This window comes from Streptomyces sp. NPDC048383, assembly GCF_040651775.1.
In the GTDB taxonomy this organism is placed as follows: domain Bacteria; phylum Actinomycetota; class Actinomycetes; order Streptomycetales; family Streptomycetaceae; genus Streptomyces.
The window spans coordinates 77488-99336 of record NZ_JBEZKS010000014.1; the positions used below are offsets into that span (position 1 = coordinate 77488).

15 protein-coding genes and 1 pseudogene are annotated in these 21849 nt (G+C 72.6%); 8 read left to right on the forward strand and 8 right to left on the reverse strand.

What is annotated here, in order from left to right; all coding sequences use genetic code 11:
* Window positions 1-82: 82 nt before the first annotated feature.
* Window positions 83-1741, reverse strand: a complete 1659-nt coding sequence (locus AB0D46_RS12800) for an amidohydrolase (protein WP_362877335.1) — start codon at window positions 1739-1741, stop codon at window positions 83-85.
* Window positions 1742-1790: 49 nt separating this feature from the next.
* On the reverse strand, window positions 1791-3191 hold the full coding sequence (locus AB0D46_RS12805) for a cytosine permease (protein ID WP_362877336.1): 1401 nt from the start codon (window positions 3189-3191) through the stop codon (window positions 1791-1793).
* Window positions 3192-3333: 142 nt separating this feature from the next.
* Between AB0D46_RS12805 and AB0D46_RS12810 the strand changes: the two genes are divergently transcribed.
* Window positions 3334-3954 (forward strand): TetR/AcrR family transcriptional regulator, encoded by a 621-nt coding sequence (locus tag AB0D46_RS12810; protein ID WP_362877337.1) that lies wholly within the window; start codon window positions 3334-3336, stop codon window positions 3952-3954.
* 70 nt (window positions 3955-4024) lie between these two features.
* Here the strand turns inward: AB0D46_RS12810 and AB0D46_RS12815 are convergent.
* Window positions 4025-4714 (reverse strand): annotated as a pseudogene (locus tag AB0D46_RS12815) (aldehyde dehydrogenase family protein); the annotation flags it as partial.
* Between the two features lie 304 nt (window positions 4715-5018).
* On the opposite strand from AB0D46_RS12815, the gene AB0D46_RS12820 reads away from it, so the two are divergent.
* The 6 genes from AB0D46_RS12820 (at window position 5019) to AB0D46_RS12845 (ending at window position 15880) form a co-directional block, all read left to right on the forward strand.
* On the forward strand, window positions 5019-5921 hold the full coding sequence (locus AB0D46_RS12820; protein WP_362877338.1) for an alpha/beta hydrolase: 903 nt from the start codon (window positions 5019-5021) through the stop codon (window positions 5919-5921).
* 438 nt (window positions 5922-6359) lie between these two features.
* Window positions 6360-8624 carry a radical SAM/SPASM protein FxsB, inactivated metallohydrolase extension form gene (gene fxsB, locus AB0D46_RS12825; RefSeq protein ID WP_362877339.1) on the forward strand — a complete coding sequence of 755 codons (2265 nt, stop codon included), beginning with the start codon at window positions 6360-6362 and terminating at the stop codon, window positions 8622-8624.
* Window positions 8621-9436, forward strand: a complete 816-nt coding sequence (locus tag AB0D46_RS12830; protein ID WP_362877340.1) for an AAC(3) family N-acetyltransferase — start codon at window positions 8621-8623, stop codon at window positions 9434-9436. The genes fxsB and AB0D46_RS12830 overlap by 4 nt, the downstream gene beginning before the upstream one ends.
* Window positions 9437-9479: 43 nt before the next feature.
* Window positions 9480-10928, forward strand: a complete 1449-nt coding sequence (locus AB0D46_RS12835; RefSeq protein ID WP_362877392.1) for a TIR-like protein FxsC — start codon at window positions 9480-9482, stop codon at window positions 10926-10928.
* Window positions 10912-14898 carry an FxSxx-COOH system tetratricopeptide repeat protein gene (gene fxsT / locus AB0D46_RS12840; RefSeq protein WP_362877341.1) on the forward strand — a complete coding sequence of 1329 codons (3987 nt, stop codon included), beginning with the start codon at window positions 10912-10914 and terminating at the stop codon, window positions 14896-14898. Before AB0D46_RS12835 ends, fxsT begins: the two co-directional genes overlap by 17 nt.
* 85 nt (window positions 14899-14983) lie before the next feature.
* On the forward strand, window positions 14984-15880 hold the full coding sequence (locus AB0D46_RS12845; protein WP_362877393.1) for a DUF4231 domain-containing protein: 897 nt from the start codon (window positions 14984-14986) through the stop codon (window positions 15878-15880).
* A 28-nt stretch (window positions 15881-15908) separates the two neighbouring features.
* Here the strand turns inward: AB0D46_RS12845 and AB0D46_RS12850 are convergent, their stop codons facing one another.
* The 4 genes from AB0D46_RS12850 to AB0D46_RS12865 form a co-directional block, all read right to left on the reverse strand.
* A complete protein-coding gene (locus AB0D46_RS12850) occupies window positions 15909-16373 on the reverse strand; it encodes a hypothetical protein (RefSeq protein ID WP_362877394.1) in 465 nt (154 codons plus the stop codon).
* A gap of 120 nt (window positions 16374-16493) precedes the next feature.
* Complete coding sequence (locus AB0D46_RS12855) at window positions 16494-17387, reverse strand: S1 family peptidase (protein ID WP_362877342.1); 894 nt, start codon at window positions 17385-17387, stop codon at window positions 16494-16496.
* 159 nt (window positions 17388-17546) lie between these two features.
* Window positions 17547-18368, reverse strand: coding sequence for a DUF1684 domain-containing protein (locus AB0D46_RS12860; protein ID WP_362877343.1), 822 nt, complete (start codon window positions 18366-18368; stop codon window positions 17547-17549).
* Window positions 18369-18487: 119 nt separating this feature from the next.
* Window positions 18488-19858: a DUF5685 family protein gene (locus tag AB0D46_RS12865; RefSeq protein ID WP_362877344.1), complete on the reverse strand. Its 1371-nt coding sequence runs from the start codon at window positions 19856-19858 to the stop codon at window positions 18488-18490.
* 285 nt (window positions 19859-20143) lie between these two features.
* On the opposite strand from AB0D46_RS12865, the gene sepF reads away from it, so the two are divergent.
* On the forward strand, window positions 20144-20602 hold the full coding sequence (gene sepF / locus AB0D46_RS12870) for a cell division protein SepF (RefSeq protein WP_362877345.1): 459 nt from the start codon (window positions 20144-20146) through the stop codon (window positions 20600-20602).
* Window positions 20603-20611: 9 nt separating this feature from the next.
* Here the strand turns inward: sepF and AB0D46_RS12875 are convergent, their stop codons facing one another.
* Window positions 20612-21814, reverse strand: a complete 1203-nt coding sequence (locus tag AB0D46_RS12875) for an acyl-CoA dehydrogenase family protein (RefSeq protein WP_362877346.1) — start codon at window positions 21812-21814, stop codon at window positions 20612-20614.
* Window positions 21815-21849 lie beyond the last annotated feature (35 nt).

Below are 21849 nucleotides of genomic sequence, written 5' to 3' on the forward strand. Positions count from 1 at the left end.
TTCACCGCCGCTTCCCGGCCCCCGCCGGTCCCGAGGACCAACCGGAGACGTGAACCCCGTCCCGCCCGGCCCGCGACCCCGGTCAGGCGGCGGCCCGGTGGACCACCTCGCCCGCCACCACCACCGTCTCCGCGACCGTGCCGGGGATGCGTTCCGGAGCGATGGCGAGGATGTCGCGGGACAGCACGACGAAGTCGGCGGCCTTGCCCACGGTCAGCGAACCGCGTTCGGCCTCCAGGAAGTTGGCGTGGGCGGAGCCCATCGTGTAGCCGTGGACGGCGGTCCGCACGTCCACCGTCTCGGCCGGCTGCCAGGGGTCGCCGCCGCCCAGCGGGCGGCGGGTCACCGCCGTGTAGATGCCGACCATGGGGTCCATCTCGGCCACGTTCCAGTCACTGGAGAAGGCCAGCACGGCCCCCGCGTCGTGCAGGCTGCGCATCGGCCAGGCCTTGTGCCAGCGGTCCTCGCCGACGTTCTCCGCCCAGTCCTGGCCGGGGCCCGCGATCTCCGGGGCGCAGTGCCGGGGCTGCATGCAGGCGACCACGCCCAGCTCCGCGAAGCGGGGCACGTCCGCCGGGTCCAGGCACTCCACGTGCACGACCTGGTGGCGGGCGTCGCGCGGGCCGTTGACCGTACGGGCGTGCTCCACCGCGTCGAGGACGGTACGGATGCCCCGGTCGCCGGTGGCGTGGACGAAGCACTGGAAGCCCCGCGCGTCCAGCCCGGCCAGCAGCTCCGCGAACTCCTCGGCGGGGTAGAAGGTCTCGCCCCGATGCTTGCCGCAGCCGGTGTACGGCTCCAGCAGGGCGGCCGTACGGGGCTCCACCACGTCGTCGATGTACAGCTTGAGCGGGCCCACCCGCAGCCGGTCCCCGGCGTACCTGCGGGCGGCGGCGGCGAAGGAGTCGAGTTCCGCCTCGGTGGTGCCGCGCGGGTGGAACAGCGCGGCGACGATCCGCGAGCGCAGCCGACCCTCGGCGCGGGCCCGCTCGTACAGTTCCAGGTCGTCGAGGGAGTTCTGCGGTTCCACGACGGTGGTGATGCCGAAGCCGATGGCGTCGTCGAGGCTCTTGGCGAGGCGCCCGTACTGCCGGTCGGGCGAGGCCCACGGCACGCCGAGGTCGCGCAGCGCGCGGTGGCCGTCCCGGGAGAGCCCCTTGATCGCGAAGTCCTTGACGAAGCCGGTGGGCTCGCCGGTCTCCGGGTCCACCGCGGCGGTGCCGAAGGGCAGGTCGGTACGTTCGCGGGTGACGCCCAGGCGGCGCATAGCGGCGGTGTTCAGCCAGGCCGTGTGCACGTCGTACGAGAGGACGATCGCGGGGGTGTCGCCGGTGACCGGGTCGAGGTCGGCGGCGCAGGGCATCCGGCCGCCGGGGATGGCGGAGTAGTCGAAGGCCTCGGCCTCGATCCAGGGGGCGTCCGGGTGGGCCTCGCGCCAGGTCCCGATGCGGTCGAGGATGGCCTCCAGGGTCCGTACGCCGGCCAGCTGGACGCAGGCGTCGTCGGAACCGAGCCGGACGTGGTTGTGGGCGTCGATGAAGCCGGGCAGGACCAGCTTCCCGCCGGCGTCGATCCGCTCGGTGTCCGGGCCGGCCCAGTCCGCGGCGCCGGCGTCGGGGCCCACCCAGACGATCCGGCCGTCGTGCACGGCGAGGGCCTCCGCCTCGGGCAGGTCCGGGTCCACGGTGTGGATGCGGGCTCCGGTGAGCAGCAGGTCGGCGGGGAAGGGCTGCGGTGCCATGGGGTGGTGCTCCTGTGCAGAGGGGTGGGACGGGGAGGGGGAGGCGGCGTCAGGCCGCCGGGGCGTACGAGGGCGCGCGCCGGGCCAGGGCCCAGTAGGTGAGCCCGGAGACGACCGCGCCGAGCAGGGTGAGGTCGGCACCGCCGAGGGGGGCCACCAGGGGCCCGGTCCACAGGGCGGAGTCGCAGGTCAGGGCGGAGAAGGCGATGCCGGCGAGGAGGGCGGCGAGGCCGGCCGGGTGGTAGCCGGAGCGGTACCAGTAGGCGCCTTCGCTGCCGGAGTGCAGCGCCTCGGCGTCGTAGCGGCAGCGGCGCATCAGCATGTCGGCGAGGAAGACCCCGCCCCAGGGGGCGAACACGATGATCAGCAGGGAGAGGAAGGAGAGCAGGGAGGTGGTGAAGTCGGTGAGGAAGAGGGCGGCCAGGGAGCCCGCGGCGGTGACGGCGGCGCTGATCACGATGGCGCGGGCGCGGCTCCAGGGGATGCCGAGGACCTGGAGGTTCAGGCTGGAGGAGTAGAGGGTGATGATCGAGTTGGTGACGGAGCCACCGAGCACGAGGGCCAGGAACAGGGGCTGGAACCAGCCGGGCAGCAGGCTCTCCGCCCCGGCCACGGCGTCGGTCATGTCGGTCTGCGTGGCCGCGGCGACTCCCGCGACGCCGAGGGCCACGGAGGAGACGAAGCCGCCCAGCGCGCCCATCCAGGTGATCGACTTCAGCGAGGTCGTCCGGGGCAGGTAGCGGGTGTAGTCGGCGGGCATCGGCAGGTACGAGAACGGTCCCGCGAGCATCACGACGAAGGCGAGGCTCCACCCGGACGGGCCGGGGGCCGCGGCCGGGGCGGAGGTGTCGGCGCCGGGCAGCACGAACAGCAGCAGGACGCCGAACCCGGCGGCCAGGACGTAGGCCATCCACCGCTCGGCGAACTGCACGGTGGCGTGTCCCCACATGGCGACGGCGAAGGTCAGCGCGAGGGTGACCGTGAGCGCCAGGGCGCGCACGGCGGTGCCGCCGCCGAGGCCGACCTCGGCGAGGAAGACCTCCAGGGCGAGCGTCCCGACCACGGTGTTGACGATGGTGTAGCCGATGCTCACCACCCAGTTCAGGACGCCGGCCGGGAAGTTGCCGCGGACCCCGAAGGCGGCGCGGGAGATGACCAGGGTGGCGGTGCCGGTGCGGATGCCGCTGAGGCCGGCGGCGCTGATCGCGAAGAAGGACAGGCCGCTGATCACGACCACGGCGGTGGCCTGCCAGAAGGAGAGCCCGAAGGCCACGGCGAGGGCGCCGTTGATCACGTAGGTGAAGGTGAGGTTGGAACCGAACCAGAGCCAGAAGAGGTCCTTGGCGCTGCCGTGCCGCTCGGCGTCGGGGATGGGGTCGATCCCGTGGGTCTCGACCCGGAACACCTCGTCGACGTCGGCGCTCCCCTGCTCCTGCTCCTGCTGTCTCATGACGGGCCCCTGACTCGACGATGAACCTTGAATGACGTTCTAAGTCTTTGAATGGCATTCAAGATGCGCGCTGGACGGCGGCCCCGTCAAGACCCTGTCCGGGATAAGGTCGGGCCAGGAAGATCAGGGAGGCGGCGGACCGGTGGCTGGAGCGGCACGGCGGCGCGACGGGCGGATCGCCCAGGAGCGGATGCTGGAAGAGGCCATGGCGGCGATCGCCGAGGACGGCCTGGCCGCGCTCACCATGTCCGCGCTCGCCGAGCGGCTCGGCACCAGCGGCGGCCACATCCTGTACTACTTCGGCAGCAAGGACCGGCTCCTGCTGGAGGCCCTGCGCTGGAGCGAGGCCCAACTGGGCGCCGAACGCTTGGAACTGATGAACCGTCGGGTCACCGTTCAGCGCAAGCTCAGCCTCTTCGTGGAGCTGTACCTGCCGCTCGGCCCGCGCGACCCGCGCTGGACCCTGTGGATCGAGCTGTGGGCCCGTACCGCTTCGAACGAGCCGCTCAAGGCCGCCCAGGAGGAGATCGACGAGGGCTGGCAGCGGGACCTGGAGGCGCTGCTGACGAAGGGCGTGGAACAGGGCCGGTTCGCCCCGCTGGACGTACCCGCCCGGGCCTCGGAGCTGCTCGCCCTGCTGGACGGGCTGAGCACCCGCGTGGTGCTGGGCCAGCGCGGCGCCGACCGGACCACCGCCCTGGCCCGGGCCCGCTCGGCGACGGCCCTGCTGGTCCCGACCCCGCTCAGGGTCCCGCCGGTCTAGCGCGCTCCGCCCCGTCGGGATCGCCGGGCACGCCGAAGGGCCCGCCCGGGTCCCGCCGGCCCGGGCGGGCGGAGAGCACGATGTCGTGGACCGTCCGGCCCAGCTTGGCGCTCTTGTGGACGTAGGCGGGGACGTTGCCCGCGCCGACGCCCAGGGCCGGCTTCCCGCAGGAGTAGGCGGCCTTGACCATGGCGTTGCCGCCGGTGGCCAGGATGGTGGAGACCCCCGGGTGGTTCATCAGGGCGGCGGTGGCCTCCATGGACGGGACGGTGATCCACTGGACGCAGTTCTCCGGGGCGCCGGCGGCGATCGCGGCGTCGCGCACGACGCGGGCGGCCTCGGCGGAGCAGTTCTGCGCGGAGGGGTGGAAGGCGAAGATGATCGGGTTGCGGGTCTTCAGGGCGATCAGCGCCTTGAAGAGGGTGGTCGAGGTCGGGTTGGTGACCGGGGTCATCGCGCAGACGACGCCGACGGGTTCGGCGATCTCGGTGATGCCGTTCACCTCGTCGCGACGGATGACGCCCGCGGTCCGCAGCCCGCGCATCGAGTTCACCACGTGCTCGCAGGCGAACAGGTTCTTGACCGCCTTGTCCTCGAAGAGGCCTCGCCCGGTCTCCTCGACGGCGAGCCGCGCGAGGTCGCCGTGCCGGCCCAGCGCCGCGAGGGAGGCCTTCTTGACGATGTGGTCGACCTGCTCCTGGTTGAACGACTCGAACCGGCCGAGCGCCGCCAGCGCCCCTTGGACCAGTCCGTCCACCATCTCGTTGGCCCGCATGGCAGGACTCCTTCATTTCGACCTTTTCCTGATGTCTCCATTCGACACCCGAAAGCGGAAGCGGCGGCGCCGAAAAGGCCCTGACCCGGGGGGTCGCAGGACCGTTCACCGCCGTTCACCACCCCTCCCGCACCCTCATGACCTGCGGTGATGGTCAAGGACCAAAGACCCCTGCGCGCTTGTGAAAACTTTCACAAGAATTTCGGCGGAGTGCGCCCTATCGCGTTCCGCGGGGGAAGAGCACAATCGCCCTGACCGACAGCCCGCACCGACGTGAGGGAGGAAGCGCGTGCGCCAAGAGGTGCGCACCGCCGACGGACGCGTCCTGATGACGGAACGTCGGGGCGACCCGGACGGCAAGCCCGTATTCCTGCTCCACGGCACCCCCGGCAGCCGTCTGGGCCCCGCCCCCCGGGGCATGGTCCTCTACCAGCGACGGACCCAGCTCATCGCCTACGACCGGCCCGGCTACGGCGGCTCCGACCGCCATCGGGGCCGCACCGTGGCCGACGTGGCCCAGGACGTCGCCGCCATCGCCGACGCCCTCGGCCTGGACACCTTCACGGTCGCCGGCCGCTCGGGCGGCGCCCCCGGCGCCCTGGCCTGCGCCGCGCTGCTCCCCGACCGGGTCACCCGCACCGCGGCCCTGGTCCCCCTCGCCCCCCGGGACGCGGAGGACCTGGACTGGTTCGCGGGGATGGCCGCCTCGAACGTACGGGAGTACACCACCGCCTCCGACGACCCCGAGGAGCTGGCCGCCCGGCTGATCCCGCGCGCCGACGGCATCCGCCGCGATCCCGGACGCCTGCTGGACGAACTGCGCCGCGAGCTGACCGCCAACGACCGCATGATCGTCTCGGACGCGGGACTGCGGGCGATGCTGCTGCGCAACTACCGCGAGGGCCTGCGCACCTCCGCCTGGGGCTGGATCGACGACGCCCTCGCCTTCAGCGGCCCCTGGGGCTTCGACCCCGCCGACATCCGCTGCCCGGTGCTCCTGTGGCACGGCGAACTCGACGTGTTCTCCCCCGTCGGCCACTCCCGCTGGCTGGCCCGGCGCATCCCCGGGGCCACCACCAGCATCGACCCGGCCGCCGCCCACTTCGCGGCGCTGCGCGCCCTGCCCGACGTCCTCACCTGGCTCCTGCGCGACCTGCCCACGCCCCCGCTCGACACCCGCCAACCCGCCTGAGGCGCCGCCGGCCGGACAGCTGCCGACCGCCCGCCGGACGGCTGTGGGGAAAAAGGATCTTGACGTGTGGCAAACGGCCGAATAGCGGTTCCCGAGAAATGCGTCACGCTTTCCCTAGAACGCTTGACCAGGCGTCATGTCTCGGTTGCCAATGGGGTGTGGCCGAGTAAAGTCCACGCTTGACGGCAGCAACGCGCTGGTGTCTTCCCCGCCCATTTCGCATGGCCTCCCCGAGGACGGTGTCGTGAACACTTCCGCAACCCCCCCGACCAGCACGAACAGGGACCGCCGGGTCCCGCTCGCGCTGATCGACGTCCGCAGTGCGGCCGCCACCGCGACGCTCGACCGGGTGATTCCGTCGGAATCCGGTCGTCGCGTTCAGGCACCGATCTTCAACTCTGCGCTCTGACGCGGAAGTACGCGCTCTAGACTGGCGGAATGACCGGCCTGATCGCATTTCGCGAGATCGTCCTGAAGGTTCACAGCAGATGCGATCTCGCTTGTGATCATTGCTACGTCTACGAACACGCAGATCAGAGCTGGCGGGCCCGTCCGAAAGCGATCTCCCCCGAGGTCATCGCCCGGACCGCGTCACGGCTCGCCGAACATGCCCGTGACCATGCCCTCCCCTCCGTCACGGTGATCCTCCACGGAGGGGAACCCCTGTTGGCCGGCACCGACCGGCTCCGCCTCGTGTGCGAGGAGTTCACCCGCGCCCTCGCCGGCACGGCCGCCCTTGACCTGCGGATCCACACCAACGGGCTCCAACTCGACCGCCGTTACCTGGACCTCTTCGCCGAGTACGGCGTCCGGGTCGGCATCTCCCTCGACGGGGACCGCGCCGCCAACGACCGTCACCGGCGTTTCGCCGACGGCCGGACGAGCCACCCGCTGGTCCTCGCCGCCGTCGACCTGCTCCGCTCCGAGCCCTACCGCCCGCTCTACCAGGGCCTGTTGTGCACGGTCGACGTGGCCAACGACCCCGTCGCCGTCCTGGACGCGCTGGTCGAGCTGGAGCCGCCCCGGGTGGACTTCCTGCTCCCGCACGCCACCTGGGCCGCCCCGCCGGCCCGGCCCGACGGCGCCCCCGACGCCTACGCCCGCTGGCTGCTGCGGGTCTTCGACCACTGGGACCGGCTGGGGCGGCCGGTACCCGTTCGGCTCTTCGAGTCCCTGCTGTCCACCCTGCGCGGCGGCCCGAGTCTGACCGAGTCCCTCGGGCTCGCGCCGACCGACCTCGTCGTGGTCGAGACCGACGGGAGCCTGGAACAGGTCGACTCGCTCAAGACCGCCTACGAGGGCGCCGCCGCCACCGGGTTCAACGTCTTCGACCACTCCCTCGACGAGGTGGCCGCGCACCCCGGCGTACGGGCCCGTCAGCTGGGGCTCGCGGGCGTCAGCGACACGTGCCGCCGCTGCCCGGTCGTACGTTCGTGCGGCGGCGGCCTCTACACCCACCGCTACCGGGAGGACGGCCCCGCCGGACCGGGCTTCGACCACCCCTCCGTCTACTGCTCGGACCTGCGCGAACTCGTGGACGGCGTGGCGGGACGGACCGCGGACCGTGAGGCCGCCCCCGAGCTCGCCGACCCGGCGGAGCTCGCCCGCTCCCAGGCGGAGCTGACCCGGGTCCTGCTGGCCCGGCTGCACGAGGACCTCGCCGGCGATCCCGAATGGCTGCGCGCCTGGGAGTCGGTGTCCGGGGTCGAGGCCGCCGGGGAGGCGGGCGCGGACGCCCTGGACGCCGTACTGGACCACCCGTTCACCCGGACCTGGGTGCTCGCGGCCCTCGACGCCGCCCGGGACGGTCGCCCGGACGGCCCCGGGGCGGCCCGCAGGCTCGCCGCGCTGGGCGCCGCAGCGGTGCTGCGGGGCGGGCTCGCCCTGCCCGCCGAGGTGGCCTACCGGGACGGCGAGGTGTACTTGCCGACGCTGGGCCTGCTCCGACTCGGGGAACCCGGCACGCGGGGACGGGCCGCCCTGCGCGCCACCGACGAGGGGTACGCCGCCCGGGACGGCCGCGCCGAGCACCGCTTCGGCCCGGACGCGGGCGACGCCCGCTGGTTCCCCGTACGGACCTGGTCCCCGGAGCCGGACGCGGCCCCGGTGGCGCTGGATGACCTCGATCCGCACCGCGACTGCTTCGCCCGCCCGCCCAGGCTCCGACTCGGGGCCGGCGAGGCCGACGCCTGGCGGAACCGGCTCGACGCGGCCCGGGCGCTGCTGCACCGCACCGTCCCCGGGTTCGCCCGGGCGGCCGGCGCCGGGCTGAGCACGCTGACCCCGCTGGCCGGCGGCCCGCGGGCCGGGAGCTGGGGCGAGGCCGGGCGGCACGGGCCGGGGGCGCTCGGCGTCCCGTACGGGGCCGGGGTGCGGGAAACCGCCCTGGCGCTGCTGACCGGGCGGCGCCGGGCCCGGCTGCGGGAGCTGACCGAGGTGGCCGACCTGTACGCGCTGGACGGGGCCTGGCAGCACCCCTCGCCGTGGCGGGAGCGTCCGGTACCGGTGTCCCGGCTGCTGGCCGACGTGCACGAACGAGTCGCTGTGGAGGCGTACCGGCGGGCCACCGCCACCCACGAGCCGGACGGCGCGGACCGGATCCAGCGGGCCCTGGAGCGGCTGGCGGGGGCGGCGGAGCTGACGGTGACCGGCAAGCGGCTGGTCGAGGAACTGCACTGGGAGCTGAAGGCGGTCGACGCGTGAGCCCGCCCCCGGCCGGCCGCGCCCCCGGCCCGCTCGCGCTCGCCGCGCAGCTGCGGCGGCTGGGCGTGCGTCCCCGTACCCGGCTGCTGGTGCACGCCGCGCTGGGCGGCACCGGGCTGCGCGCCGAGACCCTGCGCGACGCGCTGACCGGGTTGCTCGGCCCGCTCGGCACCCTGGTCGTCCCGGCGTTCACCTCGGAGAACTCGCTGACCTCCACCGCGCACCGGGCGCGCATCGCGGGGCTGGACGAGCCGGGGGTACGGGCGTTCCGGGCCCGGATGCCGGCCTTCGACCCGGAACGCACCCCGAGCCAGGGCATGGGCGCCTTCGCCGAGGCCGTCCGGACCGCGCCGGGCGCAGCGCGCAGCGACCATCCGCAGACCTCCTTCGCCGCGCTCGGCGCGGGTGCGCGCGCGCTGTGTTCCGGGCACCGGCTCGACAATCACCTCGGCGAGGAGTCGCCCCTGGGAAAGCTGTGTGGGGAGGGGGGTCAGGTTCTGATGATCAATGTGGGCTTTTCCGCCTGCACCGCCTTCCATCTCGCGGAGTACCGAATTCCGAAGCCCCCCTTGCGCATGTACGACTGTGTGGTGAAGGTGAACCTTCCGGGGGGACGCGGTGGTCAGCAGGGGGGAGAGTGGACCACCTTCGAGGACGTCGCGCTGGACGACAGTGATTTCGCCGTGATCGGCAGCGCATTCCCGGAATCCGCGGTGCGCCGGGGGCTGGTGGGAGGGGCTCCCGCCACGTTGTTCTCCCTTCCGGATGCCGTTGACCACGCAATGGACTGGATGACCGAAAACAGACGCTGATTGACTGAACGATGAGGGGATGTGGCGAAGCAGCTCCGGAATGATGTTTCTTCGCTCGCATCTTCGGGACGGGGGTCGTGTGCCCGCATCAGTGCAGCCGTATTTTTTTCTCAGTTATGCGCATACACCGAGGTTCGGGGCCGGCGGTCCCGATCCCGACATGTGGGTCGAGCGCCTCTTCCGCGATCTCTGCAGTCACGTCATGGCACTGACCGACCTGCCCGCCGGATCCGACGCCGGCTTCATGGACCGGGAGATACGCAGCGGCGAGGGCTGGTCGGAACGGCTCGGGGCGGCGCTCGCCACCTGCCGGGTCTTCGTCCCGCTGTTCTCGCCGCGCTACTTCGCCAGCGAGATGTGCGGGAAGGAGTGGTTCGCCTTCGCACAGCGCGCCATCCAGCACGGCGCGGCCAGCAACGAGCGGGCCGAGGCCATCGTGCCCGCGCTGTGGGTGCCCGTTCCGCCCGCTCAACTGCCGGGCCCCGCGGAGCGGTTGCAGTTCAACCACAACACCTTCGGCGAGCGCTACGTCACCGACGGGCTGTACGGGCTGATCAAGCTGCGCGGGTACGCCGAGCAGTACGAGCGGGCCGTCTACGAGCTGGCGAAGCGCATCGTGCGGGTGGCGGAGACCGTCCGCCTCGAACCCGTCCGTCCCCTGGACTACCGGGTGGTGCCCAGCGCGTTCGGTCCCAGCGGCAGCCCGGCCCGTACGCTGCACGTGACCGTGGCCGCCGCCTCCCGGCACGACCTGCCCGACGGCCGCAGCCCCGAGTACTACGGGGACAGCGCGCTGGACTGGAACCCGTACCACCCGGTCTCGCAACGGCCCATCGCCTACGTGGCCGAGGACCTGGTCAAGAACCTCAACTACCGCACCACCGTGTCGTCCTTCGACGACGAGGCGGGCCACTTCGACAGCAAGCAGCCGCCGACCCGGCCGGAGATCCTCATCGTCGACCGCTGGGCGGTCCAGGACGAACACCGCCGCCGTCGGCTGGCCGCCTTCGACCAGGAGGCCCGGCCGTGGATCAACGTGGTCGTGCCCTGGAACCGCTACGACCACCAGGGCCGGGCCCAGGAGGCCGAACTGACCCGGCGGTTGGAGGAGACCCTGCCGGTGAAGATGGGCCAGGGCCGGGCCGCCTGCCGGGCCGCCGCGAACGGGGTGGCCAACATCGAGACCCTCGGGCAGATCCTGCCGCAGGTGGTCGAGGCCGCAGCCCAGCAGTTCCTCAGACACGCGCAGGTCTACCTCCCGGCCGGGAACAGCACCACCGAACGCCCCCGGCTGCTGGGGCCGATGGGGATGGGCGGCCCGCCCCCGCCCCCGCCGGCCCCCTTCCCGCCCGACGCCCACGGCGGGCGCGGGGGACCACGGGGAGGACCGGACGCGGGAGCGCACGGCGGGCGGCACGGACCCGAAGGACGCGCAGGGCACGACGACCCACACGACACCGACCGGGGGGACGCGGATGACAGCGAGTCGTGACGACCGAGACGGACGCATCGTCACCTTCTATTCGTACAAGGGCGGCACCGGCCGGACCATGGCGCTGGCCAACACCGCCTGGATCCTGGCCGCGAACGGCAAACGGGTGCTCGCCGTGGACTGGGACCTGGAGGCCCCCGGCCTGCACCGCTTCTTCCACCCCTTCCTGGACCCCTCCACGCTCGGGGCCACCACCGGGGTCATCGACCTGATCAGCGAGTACGCCTGGGCCGCCACCAGTCCGGTGCGGCGCGCGGACGACTGGCACAAGGACTACGCCCGGATCCAGCCGCACGCCGTCTCGCTCACCCCGGAGAACCTGGGCTGGGAGTTCCCGGCCGGCGGCACCCTCGACTTCGTCTCGGCGGGCAAGCAGAACCGCGAGTACTCGGCGACCGTGTCCACCTTCGACTGGGACAACTTCTACGACCGGCTCGGCGGCGGCCTCTTCTTCGACGCCTTGCGCGCGGACATGAAGCGCGCCTACGACTACGTCCTGATCGACAGCCGCACCGGCCTGTCCGACATCGCCGACATCTGCACCGTCCACCTCCCCGACGTGCTGGTGGACTGCTTCACCCTCTCCGACCAGTCCATCGACGGCGCCGCCTCCGTCGCCCGGCAGATCGACGAACGCTTCAACGATCGCGGCATCAAGATCTACCCCGTGCCGATGCGCATCGACGAGGGCGAGAAGGAGAAGGCCGACGCGGGCCGGGCGCTGGCCCGGATCAAGTTCGACCGCTTCCCGAACGGCCTGATCGGCGACGAACTCACTTCGTACTGGGGCGCGGTGGAGATCCCGTACCGCCCCTACTACGCCTACGAGGAGACCCTGGCCACCTTCGGCGACGAGGCCGGGCTCACCAACTCCCTGCTCTCCGCCTTCGAGCGGCTCACCACGGTGGTCACCGAGGGTGCGGTCACCTCCATGCCGGCCATCGGCGAGGAGGTGCGGCTGCGGATCCGGGACGCCTTCACCCGGCGGCGCCCGGCCCTGCCCGCCGACCTGTTCCTGTCCTACGTCGCCGAGAACCGGATGTGGGCCGACTGGATCGAGTCCGTGCTCACCCGGGCCGGTTTCCGGGTCGTCCCCCGGGACGTGTCGGCCGAGCGGGCCCCGGCGCCGGCCGCGGCGGGCGCCGGCGACACCCTGGGCGGGACGGGCATCAGCGTCGACACGGCCGCCCGGACGGTGGTGCTGCTCTCCAGCGCCTACCTCAAGTCGGCGCGGGCCGTCGACGTGTGGAACCGGGCCGCCGCCGAGGACCCGACGGGCGGCCGGCGGCAGTTGGTGCCGCTGCGGGTGGGCGACGTACGCCTCGCGACGCCGTACATCGACCGCAACCCGGTGGACCTGTTCCGGCTCGACGAGGTGCACGCGGCGACCGCCCTGCTGCGGGCCGTGGAGCGGCCTATGGCACTGCCGGACAGCGTCGCCGGCGCCTCCCATCCGGGGCCCCGCTTCCCGGGCACGGTCCCGAAGATCTGGAACGCGCCGCCCCGCAACCCCGGCTTCACCGGCCGCGGCATCGTGCTGGAGCGGATGCGCGACCAGCTCGGCGGCGGCATGGCCGTGGTGCTGCCGCAGCCGCAGACGCTGTACGGGCTCGGCGGCGTGGGCAAGACGCAGGTGGCGCTGGAGTACGTGCACCGGTTCATGGCCGACTACGACCTGGTGTGGTGGATCTCCTCGGAACAGACCGACGACGTGGTCGCGGCCCTCGCGGAGCTGGCCGTACGGCTCGGCGCGCAGACCGGCGAGGACATGTCGGCGGCGTCCCAGGAGGCGATCGACCTGCTGCGGCGCGGCGTGCCGTCCTCGCGCTGGCTGTTGGTCTTCGACAACGCGGACGATCCGGAGACGCTCAAGCGGTTCTTCCCGCCGGGCGGTCCGGGGCACGTGCTGGTGACCTCCCGCAACCAGTCCTGGTCGCAGTACGGGGACGCGCTGCCGGTGGACGTGTTCCTGCGCGAGGAGTCCATCGAGCACCTCCAGCGTCGCGCGCCCGGGCTGTCCAAGGACGACGCCGAGCAGGTGGCCGTGGCGGTCGGCGACCTGCCGCTGGCCGTCGAACAGGCGGGCGCCTGGATCGCGGAGACCGCGACACCGGTGTCGGCGTACCTGGAGCAGTTGGCCCAGCAGACGGCTCGGGTGCTCGGGCTGAACCAGCCGCCCGGCTACCCGGAGCCGGTCGCGGCGACCTGGAACGTGTCGATCGAACGGCTCCAGTCCCGCTCCCCCGCCGCGGTCCGGCTGTTGCAACTGTGCGCCTTCTTCGCGCCGGAGCCGATCTCGGCGAACCTGCTGTACAGCAAGGAGATGATCGACGCGCTTAAGCCGTACGACGCCTCGCTCCAGGAGAAGTTGGTACTGGGCCGGGTGATCCGGGAGATCGGCCGGTTCGCGATGGCCAAGGTCGACCAGGTGAGCAACAGCATTCAGGTGCACCGGCTCGTACAGGCCGTGATCCGGGCGCAGTTGACGGAGGAGGAGCAGCGGGAGGCGCGGCACGCGGTGCACCGGATCCTGGCGGGTGCCCGGCCGGACGACGACGAGCCGATAGACAATCCGGAGACGTGGCCGCGGTTCAACACCATCTGGCCGCACCTGAGTCCGTCGGAGGCGCGGTTCTGCAAGGAGCCGGAGACGCGCAGGTTGCTGATCGACCGGGTCCGCTACCTGTGGAAGCGCGGTGACTTCAAGGCCGCGTACGCGCTGGGCGAGGAGCTGCGCGACACCTGGAAGGAGACCTTGGGCAACGACGACCTCCAGTACCTGTACCTGCGTTTTCACTTGTCCAACATCCTGCGGTCGCAGGGTCGTTTCGTGGAGGCGAAGGAACTCGACGAGGTGACGTTGGAGCGGCAGCGGACGGCGTTGGGGCCCTCGCACCCGCACACGTACATGACGACCAGCGGCCTGGCGATGGACCTGGGCGCGCTCGGCCGGTACGGGGAGGCGATGGAGCTGGCGACGGCGGCGCACGAGGGGTTCGGGCAGATCTTCCACGAGGCGCACCCGCGCACCCTGGCCGCCGCGAACAACCTGGCGCTGAACCTGCGCATGGTCGGGCAGTACGCGCGGGCCCGGGAGATCGACCAGGAGGTCTTCGACCGGCGCACGGAGGTGTTGGGCCCGGACCATCCGTACACCCTGTCCTCGGCGCAGAACCTGGCCCGGGACCTGCGCGAGGTGGGCCGGTACGAGGACTCGGTGCAGTTGCTGGGCCGGACCTACGAGATCTACAAGCGACAGTTGGGCCGGTCCTTCCCGGGGACGCTGTCGGCGGCGAAGAACCTTGCGGTGTCGCTGCGCCGGGCGGGCGAGCTGGAGGACGCGCTGCGGCTGACGACGGCGACCCGCGCCCGGTACCGGGCCAAGTACACCTCGGTCAACCCGGACCTACTGGCCTGCGAGCTGAACCTGGCCGCCGACCTGTTCGCGACCGGGGATCCGGGCGCCGCGCGGGACCTGGCGCAGGAGGTGGTGAACGAGTACGTGAAGGTGCCGGGCGATCGGCACCCGTACACCCTGGCCGCGGCGAACAACCTGGCGGTCTTCCACTGGGGCACGGGGGCGTCCGAGACGGCCGAGTCGATGCTGCGACTGACGATCGGGCACATGCGCGACGTGTTGGGCGACAACCACCCGCACACGATCTTCGCCCACCTGAACCTGGCGAACGCGCGGGCGGACCTCGGTGATCCGGAGGGCGCCCTGGAGTTGGAGCGGCTCTCGGTGCTGCGGCTGCGCGAGGCCCTGGGGGCGCACCATCCGGAGACCCTGGCGAGCGCGTCGAACATGGCGGTGAGCCTGGACATGATGGGCCGCAAGGAGGAGGCGGCCCGGGTACGGGCGGAGGCGGTGGCCGAACTGACCCGGCTGCTCGGGGAGGACCACGGTCTGACCCGGTACGCCCGTGACGAGCGGCGGGTCCACCGGGACCTGGAACCGCTCGCCGTGTGATCCGACGGAGGGCGGCGGGGGCTCCGCGACCGCGGGGCCCCCGCCGTCCGCCACCCGACAGCAGGGGGGCGCTGTGACCGACAGCATGACCTTTCGCAACGAGGACCTGCCGGCCCTCTTCCACCACACCGACCAGGCGGCGATCTCCCGCCAGCGGGAGTCCGTGAAGGCCACCCGTGCGCAGTTGCTGCTGCTGGTCGCGGCCGCCGGGGCCGCCGCCCTGCCGTCCGGACCCGCCGTGGGTCCGCTGCACCTGTTCGGGGCGCTGAGCACGCTGGCGTACGCGGGCGTGCTGGCCGTGGGCGTACGGGCGACGCGACGGCGGGCGCGGCCGCAGTGGCAGCTGAACCGCAGCGCGGCCGAGTTCATCAAGTCGTTGGCCTGGCGGTACGCCGTGCACGGGGCGCCGTTCGGCAAGGGGACCGAGGGGGTGGAGGCGGCGTACCGCGCGCGGTTGGAGGCGGGGCTGGCCGAACTGCGCAAGATGGGCTGGCGGGATCCGCGCGCCTCGGGGCCGGTGCCGGAGGGCGGTGAGATCACCGGGGCGATGCAGCGGCTGCGCGGGATGGACTACCAGGTCCGGCGGGAGACGTACGTACGGGACCGGCTGATCGAGCAGCGCACCTGGTACCAGCGCAAGACGGAGGTGTCGCGGCGGGCGACCCGGGTGTGGTCGTGGACGATCGTGCTGCTGACCGGTCTCGCCCTGCTGTTCGCCCTGTTCGGGGCGTTGGGTTCGGGTCCGGGGCCGCGGCTGACGGCGTTGCTGAGCGCGGCGGCGGCGGCCGGGATCGCCTGGAACGAGGTGCGGCGCCACCATCCGCTGATCGAGGCGCACACCCTGATCGAGCAGGACCTGTCGGCGATGATGGTCGTGATGCAGACGACGATCACCGAGGCGCAGTGGCCGTCCAGCGTGTACGAGACGGAGCGGTACGTGTCGCCGCAGCACACCGACTGGTTGGCCCGGCACAGCAGTTGAGGTGCGGACCGGGGCGGGGTCGCGCGGGTCAGTCCCGGGCCACGCCCTCCCGCCAGATGACGGTGACGGGCTTGCCGAGGGTCCGGGCGTAGGCGACGATCTCGGCGGTGCCGCCGTGGCCGCGGGCGGGCAGCCCGTCCCAGACGGCGACGAGCCGGTCGCAGGAGTCGGCGATCCAGGTGCCGGCGGCGTAGTAGGCCTCGCCGGTGGAGCGCGGGAACGCCATCCGGACCTCCTGGGTGGCGCGCAGCCGTAGGCGCCGGTAGCCGGCGAGGGCGTCCGCGTCGTCGAAGGTCTTCTCGTAGTCGCCGCTGGGGATGACGACGGTGAGGTCGGCGCCGTGTTCCAGGGCGATGTCGGCGAAGAGCTGGTCGGCTCCGTCGGCGAGGCTGGAGAGCGCCTCCAGCGGCCCCTCGTGCGCCGCCAGGACGGCCCGCAGCCCCGCCCGCACGTGGTCGAGGGCCTCGCTCGGGATGGTCCGGTGTCCGGTCACGCCGATGCGCTTCGTGTGGAAACCTGCGTGCGGCAAACCTGCCTCCCCCAAGGACGCGAGCACCTGGACATCCTCCCAGAAGGCGGGAGGACGTCCAGGGGCGCGACGGGGGCGCGTGCGTCAGTAGACGCTGACCCCGTAGGCGTTCAGGGCTTCCACGACGGGCTGGAAGTAGGTCGTTCCGCCCGAGGAGCAGTTGCCGCTGCCGCCGGAGGTGAGGCCGACGGCGCGGGTGCCGGAGTAGAGCGGGCCGCCGCTGTCGCCGGGTTCGGCGCAGACGTTGGTCTTGATCATGCCGTAGACCACGTCGCCGCCGCCGTAGTTGACGGTGGCGTTGAGGCCGGTGACCTTGCCGCTGTGGATGCCGGTGGTGGAGCCGCGCCGGGTGACGGACATGTTGACGGTGGCGTTGACCGCGCTGGTGATGTCCTGGCTGCCGACGGTGCCCGGCGGGACCGGTGTGTTGCTCGCGTACTTGATCAGGCCGTAGTCGTTGGTCGGGAAGCTGGAGCCGGTGGTGGAGCCGAGCACGTTGGTCTTGGCGGAGTTGGTCCACCAGGTGCCCGCGCCGTCGGTGCAGTGCCCGGCGGTGAGGGCGTAGTAGTTGCTGCCGCTGCGCACGTTGAAGCCGAGCGAGCAGCGCCAGCTGGAGGCGTAGATGGCGTCGCCGCCGGAGGCGAGCTTGGTCAGCTTGCCGGGGGTGCGTTCGATGCGCAGGGCGCGGGCGTCGGCTCCGGCCTCGCGGCGGAGTCCGGCCAGGTCGGCCGCGCTGACGGTGGAGTCGGCGGTGACCACGAGGGTGCCGGTGGCGGCGTCCGTGTGCCAGGCGGTGCCGGCGATGTCGGCCCGTAGGACGGAGGCCTCGGCGGCGGCGAGCCGGGCGGCACTGAAGCCGTTGTCGGTGGGTTCGGGTGCGGCGGCGCCGGCGGTCGTGGGGGCGGCGAGTACGCCGACGGCGGCCAGGCCGGTGGCCACCGCGAGCAGCCTGACACGGGTGATGCGATTGATCCTCACTGCACGTCCTCCCGGAAGGGGGTCGGGGGCCCGGCGGTCGTGGGGGTGCCGGAGCCCGTGAGCGGCGGAGGGGCAGGACGGGCGGGCGGGGTTCCACCCCGCACTTTCGCCGTGCCCCTGACAAGTCCGCCGAATGACGCTGACGGGAGTGTCATGGCGTCAGATACCGGCGACAAGGGCGTCTTTCAGCCTCCGCTCCCCCGCCGCGACCGCGAAGGGCAGCATGTTGCCCGGGGGCGGGAAGGGGCAGACGAAGTGATCGGCGAAGGCGCAGGGCGGGAGCAGCGCCCGGTTGAGGTCGACGGTGATGCTCCCGTCGGCGGCCGGGATCCCGGGCCGCAGGAACCGGAAGCGGTAGCTGGAACGGCCGCCGGTGGTGTCCCCGAAGACGGCCCAAAGGCTGCCGTCCTCGTCGTCCACGGCCACCTGGAGGGTGTGCGGGCTCCCCTCGTACGAGAAGCTCAACTCGCCCCCGAGCCCGAGGCCGCGCTCGCGCCCGTCGGCGTTCGCCACCTGGACGGTCCGGCCCTCGCCGTACGGGCGGAAGCGGCCGGGGAGCGCGAAGGCGGGGTCGTACGCGGTGGCCTCGATCCCGACGAAGGCCCGCCGGGCCGGCGCGTCGGGGTCGTGGACGCGCACGGCCCACTCCCCCTCGCGCCGGATCACCGGGAGCCGTACGTCCCCGGCGGAGATCCGGGAGCGCGCGGCCCCGCCCCCGTCGGCGGCGAGGACGACCTCGCCGACGAAGGGCCCGCCGTCGAGCGCGAGGCCGTCCTCGGCGGCGGCGCTCAGCAGAACGCCGCCGTCGGTGGCGCGCCAGCGGCCCGGAACGGCCGGAATTCGACCGTCCGGGTGCTCGGCACCCGCCTCGGAGAGCCAGTGGGTACCGGTCAGCGTCAGGGGCCCGTACGGCCCGGAAACCGTGGCCGTACGGTGCTCGTGCCACTCCCGCCAGGCCGTGGCGGCGTCGTCGTCACTCATGCCGCTCAGCCTTTCCACACGGGCCGGGCCGGGAATCCCCCGGTACGCCGTCCGGGGTCCGGGAGAACTGACGCGGCCTCAGGAAAACGTCCACCCCCCGCGGCCGCGCCCGCGGATCGTCAGCAGTCGCACCCGCAGCAGTTGCAGTCGCAGCACCCACCGCCGTCCCCGCCGCCGCTCCCGCCGCCCGAGCCGCCCGAGGGCGAGGAGTTGGGCCGGCAGCAGTCACAGCACTCGCAGGCGTCGCACCACGGGTCACGCTTCTTCCGCGACCACGGCCCCTCGTGCTGGGTGCAGCAGATCTGGCAGGTGCAGAACAGCCCGATGGCCACGGCACAGCCCGCCAGCAGTCCGCGGCGCGGCTTCTGCCCGGAGGGGCCGCCGTGGCCGCCCCCGCCTCCGTGACCGCCGTGACCGCCACCACCGCCCGGCCCCCACGGGCCGCCGGAACCCACCCCCGGCGGCCCGGCCGGTGCGCCGGGGGTGGGCTGCTGCCCGTACGGGTTGCCGCCCGCGCCGCCGTACGGACCGCCCTGGTACGGGCCGCCCGCGTAGGGGCCGCCCTGGCCGTACGGGCCGCCCTGGGGCTGCCCGGGTCCGGGGCCCGCGGCGTTCGCCACTCCGTGCCCGCAGGCGCTGGTCCCGAAGGTCCGGTCCACCGAGGTGCGCAGTTCGTGCACCAGCAGCCGGTGGGCGAGCCCCGCGTCGGCGAACTCGACCTCGCGCAGCGACAGCCGTATCCCGTGCAGCGCGTCGTCGCACAGTCGGCGGGCCTCGGCCAGGGAGGTCCCGGTCGCGGTGAGCGGGTTCCAGGCGCCCGCGGCGGCGTCGGCGGCCTGGTCCTCGACGGCGTCCAGCAGGTGCGCGAGCCGCCCGAAGTACCGGCCGGCCTCGGCGAGCGCGGACCCGTTGCCTGGCCGCCCCGCGAGGATGGCGGTATGGGCGAAGGCGGCCGCCGTCGCGGTCTCCGTCGGCTCGGTCACCAGCAGCACGGAGGTGCCGTGCCCGGCCAGCGTCTCGATGCCGCCCTGCCGGTCCACCGCGTCGACGAGGACCGCCGTGTCGAAGCCGAGCGAGGCGCCGGTGCGGGCGCCGGCCCGGTCCCAGCCCCGGGCCACCTTGCGCGCGGCGGCGGCGATCGGGGCGCGGGCCAACAGCCCGTCCCGGTCGGCCACGTGGTCGCGCACCTTCGCGGACGCCAGTACGAGCGAGACGGCGGCCGCCAGCCTGGCCCCCTCGCCGTTCGCGACCGGAGCGGTCCGCATGCCGCGCAGCGGACAGGGGCCCGCCGTGCGCCGGGCGCCGGGCAGCGGACCCGACTGAGCCTCCGTCAGAACGGAGACGAGCAGCCCGTCGTAGTTCGTGACGACGCGTGCGAACTGACCGTGGTCACCACGAAGTGCCAGGCAGAGACCACAAAGATGGGCCATCCACTCGATTTTGAACCGCTCGCCGAGCCGGTGCGTGCAAGGTCTGACAATGCCGAACAATCCGGTTCCCCCGTGTGTGATCCGCGGTTTTCCCGGGCATCGTATCCAGCCAGGTCGTTCACCCGTACGCCCCAAGGGCTCACCCGGACGGCGGCGGCGGTCGTATTTTCACTCAGACAGCAGCGGCAGCCACCCGGAATCCTTGACCGTGCAACGGATGTTCTGCACCAGTCCCGTCACGAAACCCCTGCGCGGCGACTATCCACTTGGCGCGTTGTCAGCATCATGGACGACCATAGGGGCAACGGAGAAGAAGAAGACTGGCCACGGTGAAAGGAGGCGTCCATGGGTTCGGTACGCAAGGCGAGTGCCTGGTTGGGTCTCGTGGAGGACAACGACGACGAGCGGTACTACGACGACGACTACGCGGAGGCGGTGGAGCGCCAGCAGGGCTCGGTCTCGGGCCCCGGCGACCAGTGGGTCACCGATCCCCGTGTGAAGGTCGCCTCCGAGTCGGCCGTCGAGCACGGCCGACGCATCGCGACGGTGACGCCGGACGGCTTCCGTGACGCCCGCGGCATCGGCGAACTGTTCCGCGAGGGCGTCCCGGTCATCGTGAACCTGTCGTCGATGGACCCGGGCGACGCCAAGCGGGTCGTCGACTTCGCGGCCGGGCTGACCTTCGGCCTGCGCGGTTCGATCGAGCGGGTGGCGACCAGGGTCTTCCTCCTGACCCCGGCCGACACCCAGATCGTCAACGGTGAAGCGGGCGGTCGCTCGCGCGACTTCTTCAACCAGAGCTGAGCGGGGCCATCACCGGAAGGCGTCGAGCCCGGTGAGTGCCTTGCCCAGCACCAGTTGGTGCATCTCCACGGTGCCCTCGTAGGTGAGCACCGATTCGAGGTTGGTGGCGTGCCGCATCACGGGGTATTCGAGCGAGATCCCGTTGGCACCCAGGATGGTCCGCGCGGTCCGACAGATATCGATGGCCTCGCGGACGTTGTTGAGCTTGCCGAAGCTGATCTGCTCCGGCCGCAGCGTTCCCGCGTCCATGCGCCGACCCAGGTGGTGGGCGAGCAGGATGCCCTTGTGCAGTTCCAGTGCCATGTCCGCGAGCTTGGCCTGCGTCAGCTGGAACCCGCCGATCGGCCGGCCGAACTGCTCCCGCGTCCTCGCGTAGTCGAGCGCGGACTCGAAACTGGCGCGCGCCGCGCCCATGGATCCCCAGATGATCCCGTACCGCGCGTGGCTGAGGCAGCCCAGCGGTCCTTTGAGCCCGGTGACGCCCGGGAGTACCGCGTCCGCCGGCAGCCGTACGTCGTCCATGACGAGTTCACTGGTCACCGAGGCGCGCAGCGACCACTTGTGCTTGATCTCCGGCGCGGAGAACCCGGCCGTGTCCGTGGGCACGGCGAACCCGCGGATGCCCTCGTCGGTCTGCGCCCAGACCACGGCGACCGAGGCGACCGAGCCGTTGGTGATCCACATCTTGCGGCCGTTGAGCACCCAGTCGCCGCCGTCCCGCTTGGCGTGGGTGCGCATCGCCGCGGGGTCGGAGCCCACGTCGGGTTCGGTGAGGCCGAAGCAGCCGATCAGTTCGCCGGCCGCCATGCCGGGCAGCCAGCGCTGCTTCTGCTCCTCGGAGCCGTAGGCGTGGATCGCGTACATGGCGAGGGAGCCCTGCACGGAGACCAGCGAGCGGATCCCGGAGTCGGCGGCCTCCAGCTCCAGGCAGGCCAGGCCGTACTGGACGGCGCTCGCGCCGGCGCACCCGTAGCCCTCCAGGGACATGCCGAGGGCGCCGATGGAGCCGAGTTCGCGGGCCAGCTCGCGGATGCCGGGGAGTTCGCCGTCCTCGTACCACTGGGCGATGTGCGGCAGGACCCGGTCGGCGGCCCAGGAACGGACGGTGTCGCGGACGGCGAGGTCCTCGGGGGCGAGGAGCTCGTCGAGGCCGAGCGGATCGGTGGGGACGAAGGGCGTCTTCGGCGCGGATGACGCGGACGAGGCGGACAAGAGGGGCCTCCCGGCAGGCACGTGGGCGAAACCTA

Excerpts from the sequence above, each read along its gene's own strand:
- AB0D46_RS12800 (WP_362877335.1), bottom strand. The coding sequence starts at position 1,741 with ATGGCACCGCAGCCCTTCCCCGCCGACCTGCTGCTCACCGGAGCCCGC.
- AB0D46_RS12805 (WP_362877336.1), bottom strand. The coding sequence starts at position 3,191 with ATGAGACAGCAGGAGCAGGAGCAGGGGAGCGCCGACGTCGACGAGGTG.
- fxsB (WP_362877339.1), top strand. The coding sequence starts at position 6,360 with ATGACCGGCCTGATCGCATTTCGCGAGATCGTCCTGAAGGTTCACAGC.
- AB0D46_RS12835 (WP_362877392.1), top strand. The coding sequence starts at position 9,480 with ATGTTTCTTCGCTCGCATCTTCGGGACGGGGGTCGTGTGCCCGCATCA.
- fxsT (WP_362877341.1), top strand. The coding sequence starts at position 10,912 with ATGACAGCGAGTCGTGACGACCGAGACGGACGCATCGTCACCTTCTAT.
- AB0D46_RS12845 (WP_362877393.1), top strand. The coding sequence starts at position 14,984 with ATGACCTTTCGCAACGAGGACCTGCCGGCCCTCTTCCACCACACCGAC.
- AB0D46_RS12860 (WP_362877343.1), bottom strand. The coding sequence starts at position 18,368 with ATGAGTGACGACGACGCCGCCACGGCCTGGCGGGAGTGGCACGAGCAC.
- sepF (WP_362877345.1), top strand. The coding sequence starts at position 20,144 with ATGGGTTCGGTACGCAAGGCGAGTGCCTGGTTGGGTCTCGTGGAGGAC.